We start from the raw sequence: 12,922 nt of genomic DNA on the forward strand, positions 1-12,922 counted from the left end.
CCATCCATGATGGCGCCCTTGTGTGACAGGCCGAGGTCAGGACGCGCGGCCATCAGGAAACGAAGTCCACCGCCGCCGGATAGCCTTCCAGCGCGCGCGCCGACAGGATCGCGCGCTGCACCGCGATCGCCATCGCCTCGGCCGCCATCACGCCCAGCAGCATCACGTTGCCCGGCTTGCCGGACGTGCCCGTGCCCAGCGCGAAGATGGTGTCGCCATCCAGCATGGTGTGGATGGGATTGATGGTGCGGGCCAGGCCGTCATGCGCCATGCCGGCGATCTTCTGCGCCTGCGCCTTGGTGAGCTTGGCGTCGGTGGCGACCAGCCCTATGGTGGTGGCGGTGCCTGGGCGCATGGACTTGGGCAAATCGCCCGCCAGGATCGCGGCGCGGGTATCCAGCAGCATCTTGCCGTCGGCGGTGCGCGCGCCTGCCAGGACGCGCCCGGTGGCCGGATCCACCACGTCGCCCACCGCATTGACCGCGACGATGGCGCCCACCGTCACGCCCGCCACGGTCAGCGAGGCGCTGCCGATGCCGCCCTTCATGGCGCGCTTGGGACCGTACAGCTTGCCCACCGTCGCGCCCGCCCCCGCGCCCACATTGCCTTCCTGCGGCGCGGCGTCCGTGGCCGACTTGCAGGCCTGGTAGCCCGCGGCCGCGTCGGGCCGGATCGAGGCGTCGCCCACGCCCAGGTCGAACAGGATGGCCGAAGGCACGATGGGCACGTGCGCCACGCCCACGTCGAAGCCGATCTTCTTTTCTTCCAGATAGCGCATGACGCCCGAAGCCGCATCCAGGCCGAAGGCGCTGCCGCCGGACAGCACCACGGCGTGCACTTTCTCCACCATGTTGACGGGATTGAGCAGGTCGGTCTCGCGCGTGCCCGGCGCCGCGCCGCGCACGTCGACCCCGGCGGTCGCGCCGGCCTCGGCGATGATGACGGTGCAGCCCGTGGGCCGGCGCGTGTCGGTGTAGTGCCCCACCCGCAAACCCGCCACCTGCGTGATGCTGCCGCTGCCCGGCATCAGCCGCGTGCCGTCCGCGGCCTGGGCGGGCATTGCGCTTGCTGCTGCCGCGCCTGCGGCCGCGATCATGAAAGCCCGCCTGTTCCATTGCTGTTCCACACCGATCTCCACTGAAGTCCTGCCTGGATGAACCCCGGCGGCAACGCGCCGGAGCATGGGTATCGCCATATGACTTGCCGCTATATTTTTACTATTCCTTATGCTTTGTGGAAAAATAGACGCGTTGTTAGAGTGCGGCTACGCCGGAGGGCATTGCAGGCACGGATGCTCTCCACCGAGATATCTGCCATCCGTGGAGCACCGCCATGAAACTCTTCCGTACGCTGTTCGTCGCCGGCCTCGTCCAGGTCGCCGCCTTGTCCGCGGCCCATGCCCAATCCGGACTGGACCAGATCAAATCCGCCGGCGTGTTCAAGATCGGCACCGAAGGCACCTACGCCCCCTTCACTTTCCATGACGCATCCGGCCAGCTTACCGGGTTTGACGTGGACATCGGCCGCGCCATCGCGGAACGCCTGGGCGTCAAGGCGCAATTCGTCGAAGGCAAGTGGGACGGCCTGATCGCCGGCCTGGACGCCAAGCGCTACGACGCGGTGATCAACCAGGTCGGCATCACCGACGCGCGCCGCGCCAAGTACGACTTCTCGGATCCCTACATCTCGTCCGCCGCCGTGCTGATCGTGCGCGACGACAACACCAGCATCAAGTCCTTCGACGACCTGAAGGGCAAGAAATCCGCCAACACGCTGACCAGCAACTTCGGCAAGCTGGCCCAAAAGCATGGCGCGGAAGTGATCGCGGTGCAGGGCTTCAATGAAGCCATCGACCTGCTGACCTCGGGCCGCGTCGAAGCCACGGTGAACGACAACCTGTCGTTCCTGGACTTCAAGAAGCAGAAGCCCAATGCCAAGGTAAAGATCGCCGCCACCGACAAGACCGCCGAGTTCAGCAATTCGGGCGTGCTGATCCGCAAGGGCAATCCCGAACTGCAGGCCGCCATCAACAAGGCGCTGGCCGACATCAAGGCGGACGGCACCTACAAGACCATCTCGGTCAAGTATTTCGGCACGGACCTGTCGGCGCAATAAGCGAGCGGAGCGCATATGACGCTACCCCCCTGGCTGCAATCCGTCCTGCCCGACTGGCTGCTGGCGCAACTCGGCAACTGGGCGGTGCCGGCCTGGGTGCAGCTGATGCTGGACTCGTTCTGGCCCCTGCTGCACGCGGGGCTGATGTTCACGGTTCCGCTGACGCTGATGTCGTTCGCGCTGGGCCTGGCGCTGGCCTTCGTGGTGGCGCTGATCCGGCTGTTCGGCCCGGCGCCGCTGGTGGCCGTGGTGCGCTTCTACGTCTGGCTGATCCGCGGCACGCCGCTGCTGGTGCAGCTGTTCGTGATCTTCTACGGCCTGCCCAGCGTCGGCATCGTGCTGGATCCGCTGCCGGCCGCGCTGATCGGCTTCACCCTCAACGTGGGCGCGTACAACTCGGAAGTGATCCGCGGCGCCATCGAGTCCATCACCAAGGGCCAATGGGAAGCGGCGTACTCGCTGAGCATGACGCGGGCGCAGGCGCTGCGCCGGACCATCCTGCCGCAGGCGGCGCGGGTGGCCGTGCCGCCCCTGTCCAATTCCTTCATCGCGCTGGTCAAGGACACCTCGCTGGCGGCGGTGCTGACCGTGCCCGAGATCTTCCAGGCGGCGCAGCGCATTGCCGCCGTCACCTATGAACCGCTGATCCTGTACACCGAGGCGGCGCTGATCTACCTGGTGTTCAGTTCCGTCCTGTCCGCCGCGCAGGTGCGCCTGGAACGGCGCTTCGGCCAGCACGCGGTCTTTACCGAGAAAAACCGATGATTCGCCTGGAAAAGATAGAAAAGGCGTTCGGCGGCAATCCCGTGCTCAAGCAGGTGGACGTGAGCATCGCCGAAGGCAGCGTCACCGCCCTGATCGGCCCGTCCGGCAGCGGCAAGAGCACCTTGCTGCGCTGCGTGAACCTGCTGGAAGTGCCGGACCGAGGCACGCTGGAGATCGGCCCGGAAACGGTGCATTTCGAACCCGGCCGCAAGCTCTCGCGCGACCAGGTCCAGCGCGTGCGCAAGCAGACCGGCATGGTGTTCCAGAACTTCCAGCTGTTCCCGCACCAGACCGTGATCGGCAATGTCATGGAAGGCCTGCTGACCGTGCAGAAGTGGCCGCTGGACCGCGCGCGCGCCCGCGCCGAGGAATTGCTGCGCAAGGTCGGCATGCTGGAAAAGCGCGACGCCTGGCCCGCCAACCTGTCGGGCGGACAGCAGCAGCGCGTGGCCATCGCCCGCGCGCTGGCGCCCGCGCCGCGCGTGCTGCTGTGCGACGAGCCGACCTCGGCGCTGGATCCGGGCCTGGCCGCCGAAGTGGTGGACGTGCTGCGCCAGCTCGCCGCCGAAGGCATGACCATGCTGATGGCCACCCACGACCTGCGCCTGGCGGCCAGCGTATCGCGCGAAGTGGTGTTCCTGCTGGATGGCACGGTGGTCGAATCCGGCGACTCGCGCACGCTGTTCAGCCAGCCGGCGGACCCGCGCACGGCGGCGTTCATATCGACGCTGACGCAGGAAGCGGCGCTGTAGATCAGCCTACTTCGGCGGCAGGGATCCCGCCGGATCGACCGCCTGGCCGTCGTAGCGCAGCTCGAAATACAGCCCGACCTGCTTGCTGTCGCTATTGCCCATTTCAGCGATCTTCTGCCCCTGGCTGACGCGCTGCCCTTCCTTGACCAGCAGCTTGCTGTTGTGGGCGTAGATGCTCAGGAAGCTGGCGTTGTGCTTGACGATGACCAGGTGGCCATAGCCGCGCAGGCCGCTGCCGGAATAGGCCACGGTGCCTTGCGCCGCCGCCACCACCGGCGTGCCGGAGGAATTGCTGATGACGATGCCGTTGGAACCCGAACCGTCATAGCCGCGCGTGACCTTGCCCTGGGCGGGCCAGACCAGCGAGATCGCCCCCGGCGGGGCGGTGCGGCGCTTGGCGGTCGAGGTCGACGACTTGGGCGAAGGGGCAGGCTTGCCGCGCGCCTTGCTGGGCGCGGTGGACGTGCTGGCCTGCCCTGCCGGCGGCGCCACCCGCAACAATTGCCCGACTTCGATGGCATTGGAATTCGACAGATTGTTCCAGCGCACCAGATTGCTCACGCTGGTGCCCTGCTTGCGCGCGATCTGGGTCAGCGTGTCGCCCGACTGCACACGGTAGTAGCCGGGCTGGACCTTGGTGGTGCCGCAAGCGGACAGCAGGGCCAGCAGCGCCACGGCCAGCACGCACATCCACAAGCGGAAGGACGGCCTGCCCCGGCGTACGGCAGCGGGCAACGTGGAAAGAGGCAGGGTCTGGGCGGACGAGGAAAGCACTGAAACCTGAGGCACTGAGTGGGATGTCGGGAGATATTTGAGTGCGTTCAAGGGTACCAAGATTTTGGCGGGCCATGGGCGCCGGCGTCAGATGCTTGCGCCGGTCGCGCGGGATAGAATGCCGCCATGACCCGCCTGATCCGCCTCCAGCACCTCGGCAGCGCCGCACGCGCGCGGGGCGTGCTGTGGCTGGCGCTTCTGGCCCTGGCGCTGCGCGCGCTGGTGCCGGCGGGCTACATGCCCGACGCCCGGGCGCTGCACGACGGCCGGCTTGAAGTCACGTTCTGCTCGGCCGCGGGCGACGTCTCCGCGCTGACGCTGGCGTTGTCGCCCGGCGACAAGAACAAGGCCGGCCACGATGCCGCCGATGCCGGCGCGCTCTGCCCCTTCGGCCTGCTGGCGCACGTCGCGCCCGCTCCGGCCCCCGCGCTCACCCCCCTGCTGCTGGCCGCCGGCCGGCACGCACTGCCCGCGCCTGCCAGCGCCGCCCCGCCCGCGTCCACCGCCGCGGGACCGCCGCTGGGTTCCCGCGCTCCTCCACGCCTCGCCTGACTCCGCCTGCACGCGCGGCCCCGCCGCGCCCCTGGACGAACCGTCAACCGACGAGGTTTTCATGCATTCCCCCTTTCTGCGCGCGCCATCCGGCGCGGCGCGCTCCCATGCGCCCGATCCGCGGCGCCGCCTGCTGCTGTCCTCTTTCGCCCTGCTGGCCTTGGCAGGCTGCGGCCCCGATGCGCCCAAGCTGCACGGCATGGATTTGTCCGGCATGCCGTCCGGCGACTTCCAGCTGCAGGACACCGAGGGCCGCGAGCGCAAGCTGGCCGACTACGCCGGCCAGCCGATCATGCTGTTCTTCGGCTTCACGCAATGCCCGGACATCTGCCCCACGGCGCTGACCCGCGCCGTCGAGATCAAGAGCCTGCTGGGCGCGGACGCCAAGAAGCTGCGCGTCCTCTTCATCACCGTCGATCCCGAACGCGACACGCCGGAAATCCTGCGCGCCTATACCCAGGCCTTCGATCCCGACTTCGTCGGCCTGCGCGGCAATGCCGAGCAGACGCGCGCCGCCGCGCAATCGTTCAAGGTCTTCTACCAGAAGGTCGCGACCGGCTCGTCCTACACCATGGACCATACCGCGCTGACCTACGTCATCGACGCCAGCGGCAAGCTGCGCATCGCCCTGCGCCATCAGCAAAGCGCGCAGGAGTGCGTGGACGACCTGCGCACCGTGCTCTGACCAGAATCTATATATAGAGGCAACCCTCATGAAAAAAACCACGATCAAATCCCTGGCGGCCGCCACCTTCGCCTTCTGCGCCCTGGCCGGCGCCAGCCCTTCCGCGTTGGCCCAGGATGCCGCCCTGAAGGTGGACGACGCCTGGGTGCGCTCCACCGTGCCCAGCCAGCACGCCACCGGCGTCTTCATGCGCCTGACCTCCGCCTCCGGCGGCCGCCTGGTCGGCGTGGAATCGCAGGCCGCCAAGCACGTCGAAATCCATGAAATGGCGATGCAGGACAACGTCATGAAGATGCGCCAGGTGCCGGGCATCGCGCTGCCCGCGAACCAGACCGTGGAGCTCAAGCCCGGCGGTTATCACGTGATGCTGATCGATCTGGCCGGCCAGATCTCGCCCGGCGAGCACGTTGCCCTGACGCTCATCGTCGAGGATTCCGACAAACGCCAGCGCCGCGTGCCGGTGGACGCGGTGGCGCGTCCGCTGAACGCGGCAGCCGCCCCGGCCGCCGGCCACGGCCACTGAGCCCGCAGCGTCCCCTGAAAGTGGCTTGACAGCTATGCTGCACGCCTGAAACAGCTTCATTGCAACAAGGCCGTCCTGCGTGCAACGCCGCGCCGCGCGCCGGGTCGAATTGGAAAAGGTCCGGCGCGCGCCATCGCGGCGCGCCCGGCCAGGCTTTCCCGCATCCAGGAATCGCCCGCAGGCAGCATCGCGGACGTCGGCGCGGCCGGCACGATGGCCGCAAGCTTTGATTGCCAGGAGCGTTTCATGAAGACCCTCAGCAAGACCTTATTGCTATGCGCCGGCTTGGCAGCCGCCGGGGCCGTGCAGGCCCAGACCACGCAGTACACCCACGACCTCTACGGCGACTGGCGCGTCACCTACGCCGCCCCCGCCGCCAAGACGGCGGACCAGGTCAGCGCCGAACTGGCCCAGGCCAAGGCCAACGGCCAGTACACCTTCGGCGACGAAGACTATCCTCCCCCGGTCATGTCGCACCAGTCTGAAACCCGCGCCCAGGTTGAGCAGGAATTGCAGCAGGCGCAGATCCAGGGCCAGATGGCGTCCGACGAGGAAGACTACCCGCCGCCCGCGATGGCCCATAGCGGCACCTCTGATATCCATTGAGACAGAGGCCGGAACGGTGGCAGGTCCGGGCGTCACGCAGGCATATCAGGGACACATTGATTGCCCGCTGACCGGCGGCGGCGCCTGATTCGCCATACAATGCCAGCACATCCACCGCCGGCCTGCCTGAAGGCGCGGCGGCAGCCGGCCCAGCCGCCGCGCGCCGGATGCCAGCGTTCCGCGCAGCCGGGCGCGTGCCCGCCGGCAGCCTGCCGGCACCTCTGTGTCTGGATATGCCCGGTAGTTCCGCCTTTTCATTCCTGCGTACCCTCTGCAGCCTGCGCTGGCTCGCCATCGCGGGCCAAGCCGCCACCATTCTGCTGGCCAGCAGCGTCCTGGGCCTGGCCCTGCCGCTGGAGCCGCTGTGGATCGGCGTCGGCGCGCTGATCGGCTTCAACGCCTACGCCAGCCTGCGCCTGCGCCACCGCCGCGACCTGTCCCACGCCACCGCCTTCGGCCACCTGTTCGTGGACATGGCGGTGCTGGCCTGGATGGTGGGCTGGAGCGGCGGCATCAGCAATCCCTTCGGCATGATGTTCCTGATCCTGACCGCGCTGGCGGCCCTGGCGCTGCCGCGCAACTGGGCGCTGGCCGCGGCCGTGGCGGGCATCTCGGGCTACGCGGCGGCCGCGATCTTCGGCCAGCCCCTGCGCGGCGACGTCGACACCCACACCCTGCTGCTCTGGGGCATGGGCGCCAACTTCCTGATTTCGGTGGTGGTGGTGCTGGTGTTTTCGACCCGCCTGGCCTCGGACCTGCGCGACCGCGAGCGCGAACTGGCGCGGCTGCGCGAACGCTTCACCCGCAACGAAGGCATCGTCGCCCTGGCCACCCACGCGGCGGCGATGGCGCATGAATTGAACACCCCGCTGGCAACCATGACCCTGCTGGCCGACGAGATCGCCGCCGAGGTCAAGGACGAAGACCTGCGCGCCGACGTCTCCACGCTCAGCCAGCTGCTGGCCCTGTGCCGGGAACGTATCCGCAATCTGGCGGTCCCAACCGCGGTGGACCTGGTCCGCGTGGTGGGGCAATGGCGCCTGATCCGGCCGACCATCGATCTGCAGCGCTCGGGCACCCTGCCCGGCAGCCTGCGGGTCGATCCGGCCATCGCCCACCTGCTGCAGGCCCTGCTGAACAACGCGGCGGACGCCGGCGAAGCCGCCGACGCGCCCCGCGTGGACCTGCATCTGGAGTACGGTTATGGCGCCTTGCGCGGCGAAGTCAGGGACTACGGACGGGGCTTCGATCCCGACCAGACCCTGCTGCCGGCGACCAGCCTGTTCAACAGCGGCAAGCCGGGAGGGCTGGGCGTGGGCCTGGCGCTGTCGCACGCCACGGTGGAACAGATGGGCGGCGAAATGACCATGACCGCCGCCGAAGACGGCGGCACGCGTATCCGCTTTTACCTCCCGCTGGGGAGTACCGGGACTTGAGTGCAATGAACCCAACCGATCTTGGCTTGCTGATCGACGACGACGAACTGTATGTGCGCACCCTGCAGCGCAGCCTGTCGCGCCGCGGCCTGGAAACCCGAACCGCCACCGGCATCGCCGAGGCGCTGCGCGTGGCCGAGGAAATCCGCCCCGCCTTCGCCCTGGTCGACCTGCGCCTGGGCGAAGACTCCGGCCTGACCCTGATCCGCCCGCTGCGCGCCCTGCGCGCCGACATGCGCATCCTGCTGGTCACCGGCTATGCCAGCGTGGCCACCGCCGTCGAGGCCATCAAGCGCGGCGCCGACGACTACCTGCCCAAGCCCGCCACCGCGCCGATGATCCTGCGCACCCTGGGCCTGGTGAAGCCGGAAAACGTTACGATCGAAACCACCATGACACCGTTGCACCGCCTAGAATGGGAGCACATCCACCAGGCCCTGCACGAAACCGGCGGCAACGTTTCGGCGGCGGCGCGCCTGTTGGGCATGCACCGGCGCTCCCTGCAGCGCAAACTGGCCAAGAAACCGGGGCCGGAACGCGAAGTGCTCATCGATTGATTTGTGCGGATGCGACAAATTGTCGCAGACCCCACATGTGCGGGTGCGACATATCGTCGCACCCGGGAACCTGGCAGCAAGCCCCTGCTCCCCTAGGAAAACCCTGAATCTGTTCCCCTTGGGGCGGAATCCTCCCAGGCAATGCGACCATTCGTCGCATGCTTGACCCATATCAAGCCGATAGGATGGACGTTGCTGCCTGGCAGCATTCCAGTCTGCTGCTATGCAGCATTTTCCACCTTCCATCCAAGGCTGTACGTGAAACACCCCCTCCTTGCGACCCTTACGCGCATTCTCAGCGTCGGCGCGGTCATGCTGCTTGGCGGCTGCAACATGGAAATCCTCTCCCCCAAGGGAGATATCGGCATTCAGGAAAGGACTTTGCTGTTCACGACGACCGGGCTCATGCTCATCGTCGTGATTCCGGTCATCGTCATGATCCTGGTTTTTGCCTGGAAATACCGCGCATCCAACACCAAAGCTGACTACCAGCCCAAGTGGGCCCACTCCACGGCGATCGAAATCGTGGTCTGGACCGTCCCTTGTATCATCGTGGCCATCCTGGCCGTGATCACCTGGCGCTCGACGCATGCGCTGGATCCCTACAAGCCGCTCGTGTCCGAACACAAGCCGGTGACCATCGAGGTGGTTTCGCTGGATTGGAAGTGGCTGTTCATCTACCCCGAGTACGACATCGCCACGGTCAACGAGATCGCCTTCCCGGTCGATGTTCCGGTCAATTTCCGGATCACCTCGGCCACCGTCATGAACTCGTTCTTCATCCCCCAGCTGGGCAGCCAGATCTACTCGATGGCTGGCATGGAGACCAAGCTGCACCTGAACGCGCGCGAAGCCGGCACCTACGCTGGCATCTCGGCCAACTACAGCGGCGCCGGCTTCTCCGGCATGCGCTTCAAGGCCATCGCGATGTCCCAGGACGGGTTCGACAACTGGGTCAAGGAAGCCAAGGCCGCCCCGACCGCACTGACCCCCGAGGTCTATGCAGAGCTGACCAAGCGCAGCGAGCACAACCCGGTCGTCAAGTACTCCTCGGCGCCCCCCGCCATGTTTGATTTCATTCTTGGCAGCACCATGACCAAGATGGCCGGCGTGGACTCCGCCACGTGCACCCCCACGTCGAACAATCTGATCGCAGGAATTAACTAACAATGCTCGGGAAACTCACCCTCGAGGCCATTCCGTACCATGAACCCATCGTCATGGTTACGCTGGCCGCCGTGTGCCTGGGAGGCCTAGCGGTCTTCGGCGCCATCACCTACTTCCAGAAGTGGAAGTACCTCTGGACGGAATGGCTGACCACCGTCGACCACAAGCGCATTGGCGTGATGTACATCATCGTCGCCCTGATCATGCTGCTGCGCGGCTTCGCCGACGCCATCATGATGCGTACCCAGCTGGCGGTCGCGTCCGCCGACTCGGCCGGCTTCCTGCCGCCGCACCACTACGACCAGATCTTCACCGCCCACGGCGTCATCATGATTTTCTTCATGGCGATGCCCTTCATCACCGGGCTGATGAACCTCGTGGTGCCGCTGCAGATCGGCGCCCGCGACGTGGCCTACCCGTTCCTGAACTCGCTGAGCTTCTGGCTGTTCGGCGCCGGCGTCGCGCTGATGATGATCTCGCTGTTCGTGGGCGAATTCGCCGCGACCGGCTGGCTCGCCTATCCGCCGCTCTCCGGACTGGACTACAGCCCGAGCGTGGGGGTGGACTACTACATCTGGGCGCTGCAGATATCCGGGCTGGGCACCACGCTTAGCGGCATCAACTTCATCGTGACCATCCTGCGCATGCGCGCGCCGGGCATGAGCCTGATGAAGATGCCGATCTTCACCTGGACCTCGCTGGTCACCAACGTCCTGATCGTCGCCGCCTTCCCCGTGCTGGCTGCAACGCTCGCGCTGCTGACGATGGACCGCTACCTGGGCACGCACTTCTTCACGAACGACATGGGCGGCAACGTCATGATGTACGTGAACCTGATCTGGATCTGGGGCCACCCCGAGGTCTACATCCTGGTGCTGCCGGCGTTCGGCGTGTATTCGGAAATCGTCGCCACCTTCGCCCGCAAGACCCTGTTCGGCTACAAGTCCATGGTCTACGCCACGGCCGCCATCGGCGTGCTGTCGTTCCTGGTCTGGCTGCACCACTTCTTCACCATGGGCGCGGGAGCCAACGTCAATGCCTTCTTCGGCATAGCGACAATGATCATCTCGATCCCGACGGGCGCGAAGATCTTCAACTGGCTGTTCACCATCTACCGCGGCCGCCTGCGCATCACGACGCCGGTGCTGTGGACGCTGGGCTTCATGATCGTGTTCGTCATCGGCGGCATGACCGGCGTGATGCTGGCTATCCCCGGCGTGTCGTTCGTGCTGCACAACAGCCTGTTCCTGATCGCCCACTTCCACAACACCATCATCGGTGGCGTGGTGTTCGGCTGCATCGCCGGCATGACCTACTGGTTCCCCAAGGCCTTCGGCTTCAAGCTGAATGAGCGCCTGGGCCGCTACTCGTTCTACTGCTGGTTCGTCGGCTTCTTCCTGGCCTTCATGCCCCTGTACATCCTGGGCTTCAAGGGCATGACCCGCCGCCTGAACCACTACGACAACCCCGAATGGCAGCCGTACCTCCTGGTCGCCCTGGCTGGCGCCGCGCTGATCATGCTGGGCATCTGGTTCCTGCTGCAGCAAGTGTTCGTCTCGATCCGCCAGCGCAAGCAGAACCAGGACATCACGGGCGACCCCTGGGATGGCCGTACGCTGGAATGGGCCATTTCTTCGCCCGCTCCTTTCTACAATTTCGCCCACGTGCCGCACGTTGACTCGCTGGACCAGTTCTGGGAAGACAAGCAGAACGGCAAGGCCTACAAGCGCCCGGCCAAGTACGAAGACATCCACATGCCGAAGAACACCGCCGCCGGCGTATTCATCGGCGCCTTTGGCCTGGTCATGTGCTTTGCGCTGATCTGGCACATCTGGTGGCTGTCCATCGTCGGTTTCGTCGGCATGATCGGTTCGTTCATCGTCCGCGCCTATGACCGCGACGTCGACTACTGGGTCCCGGCCGCGGAAGTCGAACGCATCGAAAACGCTCACTTTGACAAAATGCAGAAGGCCGCCTGAGCCATGATTCAAGCCGTAGCCACTCACCCCCACGCGGGTCACGACGATCACGCGCATCATGATGATGGATCCAAGACCGTATTCGGTTTCTGGGTCTATCTGATGAGCGACTTGCTGATCTTCTCGGTGCTGTTCGCCACGTTCGCGGTGTTGTTCAACGCCACCGCGGGCGGCCCGACGGGCAAGGAACTGTTCGATCTGAAGTTCGTGCTGGTCGAAACGCTGTTGCTGCTGTTCTCCAGCTTCACCTTCGGCATGGCCAACCTGAACGTGCACGCCAACAACAAGAGCCGCGCCATGGGCTGGTTGATGGTGACGTTCCTGTTCGGCGCGGGCTTCATCGCGATGGAAGTCTATGAATTCCATCACCTGATCTCGATCGGCGCCGGCCCGGGCCGCAGCGCGTACCTGTCGGCGTTCTTCACGCTGATCGGCACGCACGGCCTGCACGTCACCTTCGGCCTGATCTGGATCATCGTCCTGCTGGACATGATCCGCCGCCATGGCCTGGACTCGATCAACAAGCGTCGTCTGGCGTGCCTGAGCCTGTTCTGGCACTTCCTGGACATCGTCTGGATCTGCGTCTTCACCTTCGTCTATCTCATGGGAGCCATCTGATGTCGCACTCCGCTGCGGCCGCACACGGCCACGACGATCACGCCGCCGACCACGGCAGCCTGAAGTCCTACATCATCGGTTTCGTGCTTTCGCTGCTTCTCACCTTCGGCTCCTTCGGCCTGGTGATGAACGGCGGACTGTCCCACGCCATCACCATCGCCGGCGTGGTTGCGCTGTGCGTGCTCCAGTTGCTGGTGCAACTGGTGTACTTCCTGCACATGGGCGCATCGAAGTCGGCCCGCGACAACCTGGCCACGTTTGTCTTCACCGTCATGATCATCGCCATCATCGTCGGCGGTTCGGCATGGGTGCTGTACAACATGAACGTCAACATGGGCCACGCCATGTAATGACGGCTCGCCGTTGAAGCAAAAAAAACAGGCGCCTGCGGGC

At 65.9% G+C, this 12,922-nt stretch carries 15 protein-coding genes; 13 read left to right on the forward strand and 2 right to left on the reverse strand.

All coding sequences use genetic code 11. The annotated features are described in order from the left end of the window. Positions 1–52 precede the first annotated feature (52 nt). On the reverse strand, positions 53–1,096 hold the full coding sequence (locus tag ACM1PE_RS22080) for a P1 family peptidase (RefSeq protein WP_059377950.1): 1,044 nt from the start codon (positions 1,094–1,096) through the stop codon (positions 53–55). A 236-nt stretch (positions 1,097–1,332) separates the two neighbouring features. Between ACM1PE_RS22080 and ACM1PE_RS22085 the strand changes: the two genes are divergently transcribed. The 3 genes from ACM1PE_RS22085 (at position 1,333) to ACM1PE_RS22095 (ending at position 3,632) form a co-directional block, all read left to right on the forward strand. Beyond that, positions 1,333–2,115 carry an amino acid ABC transporter substrate-binding protein gene (locus ACM1PE_RS22085; RefSeq protein ID WP_059377702.1) on the forward strand — a complete coding sequence of 261 codons (783 nt, stop codon included), beginning with the start codon at positions 1,333–1,335 and terminating at the stop codon, positions 2,113–2,115. An 84-nt stretch (positions 2,116–2,199) separates the two neighbouring features. Continuing rightward, on the forward strand, positions 2,200–2,880 hold the full coding sequence (locus ACM1PE_RS22090; protein ID WP_054452260.1) for an ABC transporter permease subunit: 681 nt from the start codon (positions 2,200–2,202) through the stop codon (positions 2,878–2,880). After that, positions 2,877–3,632 (forward strand): amino acid ABC transporter ATP-binding protein, encoded by a 756-nt coding sequence (locus ACM1PE_RS22095; protein WP_059377700.1) that lies wholly within the window; start codon positions 2,877–2,879, stop codon positions 3,630–3,632. Before ACM1PE_RS22090 ends, ACM1PE_RS22095 begins: the two co-directional genes overlap by 4 nt. A 6-nt stretch (positions 3,633–3,638) precedes the next feature. Here ACM1PE_RS22095 and ACM1PE_RS22100 read toward each other — a convergent pair whose 3' ends face one another. Beyond that, positions 3,639–4,322: a M23 family metallopeptidase gene (locus tag ACM1PE_RS22100; protein ID WP_059377697.1), complete on the reverse strand. Its 684-nt coding sequence runs from the start codon at positions 4,320–4,322 to the stop codon at positions 3,639–3,641. A gap of 264 nt (positions 4,323–4,586) precedes the next feature. Here ACM1PE_RS22100 and ACM1PE_RS22105 point away from each other — a divergent pair, with 264 nt between their 5' ends. The 10 genes from ACM1PE_RS22105 (at position 4,587) to cyoD (ending at position 12,879) form a co-directional block, all read left to right on the forward strand. After that, positions 4,587–4,958, forward strand: a complete 372-nt coding sequence (locus ACM1PE_RS22105; RefSeq protein ID WP_262422095.1) for a DUF2946 family protein — start codon at positions 4,587–4,589, stop codon at positions 4,956–4,958. A gap of 61 nt (positions 4,959–5,019) precedes the next feature. Beyond that, complete coding sequence (locus ACM1PE_RS22110; protein WP_059377692.1) at positions 5,020–5,643, forward strand: SCO family protein; 624 nt, start codon at positions 5,020–5,022, stop codon at positions 5,641–5,643. 28 nt (positions 5,644–5,671) lie between these two features. Beyond that, on the forward strand, positions 5,672–6,166 hold the full coding sequence (locus ACM1PE_RS22115; RefSeq protein ID WP_419340941.1) for a copper chaperone PCu(A)C: 495 nt from the start codon (positions 5,672–5,674) through the stop codon (positions 6,164–6,166). A gap of 246 nt (positions 6,167–6,412) precedes the next feature. Next, positions 6,413–6,772, forward strand: a complete 360-nt coding sequence (locus ACM1PE_RS22120) for a DUF4148 domain-containing protein (RefSeq protein ID WP_059377687.1) — start codon at positions 6,413–6,415, stop codon at positions 6,770–6,772. A 233-nt stretch (positions 6,773–7,005) separates the two neighbouring features. Continuing rightward, positions 7,006–8,208: a HAMP domain-containing histidine kinase gene (locus ACM1PE_RS22125; RefSeq protein WP_059377685.1), complete on the forward strand. Its 1,203-nt coding sequence runs from the start codon at positions 7,006–7,008 to the stop codon at positions 8,206–8,208. A gap of 5 nt (positions 8,209–8,213) precedes the next feature. Continuing rightward, entirely contained in the window at positions 8,214–8,765 is a 552-nt protein-coding gene (locus ACM1PE_RS22130; protein WP_042794894.1) for a response regulator transcription factor, read from the forward strand. Positions 8,766–9,023: 258 nt separating this feature from the next. After that, positions 9,024–9,932: a ubiquinol oxidase subunit II gene (gene cyoA / locus ACM1PE_RS22135; RefSeq protein ID WP_054451657.1), complete on the forward strand. Its 909-nt coding sequence runs from the start codon at positions 9,024–9,026 to the stop codon at positions 9,930–9,932. A gap of 2 nt (positions 9,933–9,934) precedes the next feature. Then, the gene (gene cyoB / locus ACM1PE_RS22140; RefSeq protein WP_054451658.1) at positions 9,935–11,911 is read left to right on the forward strand and encodes a cytochrome o ubiquinol oxidase subunit I; all 1,977 of its coding nucleotides are present in this window, start codon (positions 9,935–9,937) and stop codon (positions 11,909–11,911) included. 3 nt (positions 11,912–11,914) lie between these two features. Then, the gene (gene cyoC, locus ACM1PE_RS22145; RefSeq protein WP_042794897.1) at positions 11,915–12,529 is read left to right on the forward strand and encodes a cytochrome o ubiquinol oxidase subunit III; all 615 of its coding nucleotides are present in this window, start codon (positions 11,915–11,917) and stop codon (positions 12,527–12,529) included. Continuing rightward, positions 12,529–12,879 carry a cytochrome o ubiquinol oxidase subunit IV gene (gene cyoD, locus ACM1PE_RS22150; protein WP_054451659.1) on the forward strand — a complete coding sequence of 117 codons (351 nt, stop codon included), beginning with the start codon at positions 12,529–12,531 and terminating at the stop codon, positions 12,877–12,879. Before cyoC ends, cyoD begins: the two co-directional genes overlap by 1 nt. Positions 12,880–12,922 lie beyond the last annotated feature (43 nt).

Source organism: Achromobacter sp. PD1, from assembly GCF_048541815.1.
Taxonomy (GTDB): domain Bacteria; phylum Pseudomonadota; class Gammaproteobacteria; order Burkholderiales; family Burkholderiaceae_B; genus Achromobacter; species Achromobacter bronchisepticus_A.

Excerpts from the sequence above, each read along its gene's own strand:
- ACM1PE_RS22080 (WP_059377950.1), bottom strand. The coding sequence starts at position 1,096 with ATGATCGCGGCCGCAGGCGCGGCAGCAGCAAGCGCAATGCCCGCCCAG.
- ACM1PE_RS22085 (WP_059377702.1), top strand. The coding sequence starts at position 1,333 with ATGAAACTCTTCCGTACGCTGTTCGTCGCCGGCCTCGTCCAGGTCGCC.
- ACM1PE_RS22095 (WP_059377700.1), top strand. The coding sequence starts at position 2,877 with ATGATTCGCCTGGAAAAGATAGAAAAGGCGTTCGGCGGCAATCCCGTG.
- ACM1PE_RS22100 (WP_059377697.1), bottom strand. The coding sequence starts at position 4,322 with ATGTGCGTGCTGGCCGTGGCGCTGCTGGCCCTGCTGTCCGCTTGCGGC.
- ACM1PE_RS22110 (WP_059377692.1), top strand. The coding sequence starts at position 5,020 with ATGCATTCCCCCTTTCTGCGCGCGCCATCCGGCGCGGCGCGCTCCCAT.
- ACM1PE_RS22115 (WP_419340941.1), top strand. The coding sequence starts at position 5,672 with ATGAAAAAAACCACGATCAAATCCCTGGCGGCCGCCACCTTCGCCTTC.
- ACM1PE_RS22120 (WP_059377687.1), top strand. The coding sequence starts at position 6,413 with ATGAAGACCCTCAGCAAGACCTTATTGCTATGCGCCGGCTTGGCAGCC.
- ACM1PE_RS22125 (WP_059377685.1), top strand. The coding sequence starts at position 7,006 with ATGCCCGGTAGTTCCGCCTTTTCATTCCTGCGTACCCTCTGCAGCCTG.
- ACM1PE_RS22130 (WP_042794894.1), top strand. The coding sequence starts at position 8,214 with ATGAACCCAACCGATCTTGGCTTGCTGATCGACGACGACGAACTGTAT.
- cyoB (WP_054451658.1), top strand. The coding sequence starts at position 9,935 with ATGCTCGGGAAACTCACCCTCGAGGCCATTCCGTACCATGAACCCATC.
- cyoC (WP_042794897.1), top strand. The coding sequence starts at position 11,915 with ATGATTCAAGCCGTAGCCACTCACCCCCACGCGGGTCACGACGATCAC.
- cyoD (WP_054451659.1), top strand. The coding sequence starts at position 12,529 with ATGTCGCACTCCGCTGCGGCCGCACACGGCCACGACGATCACGCCGCC.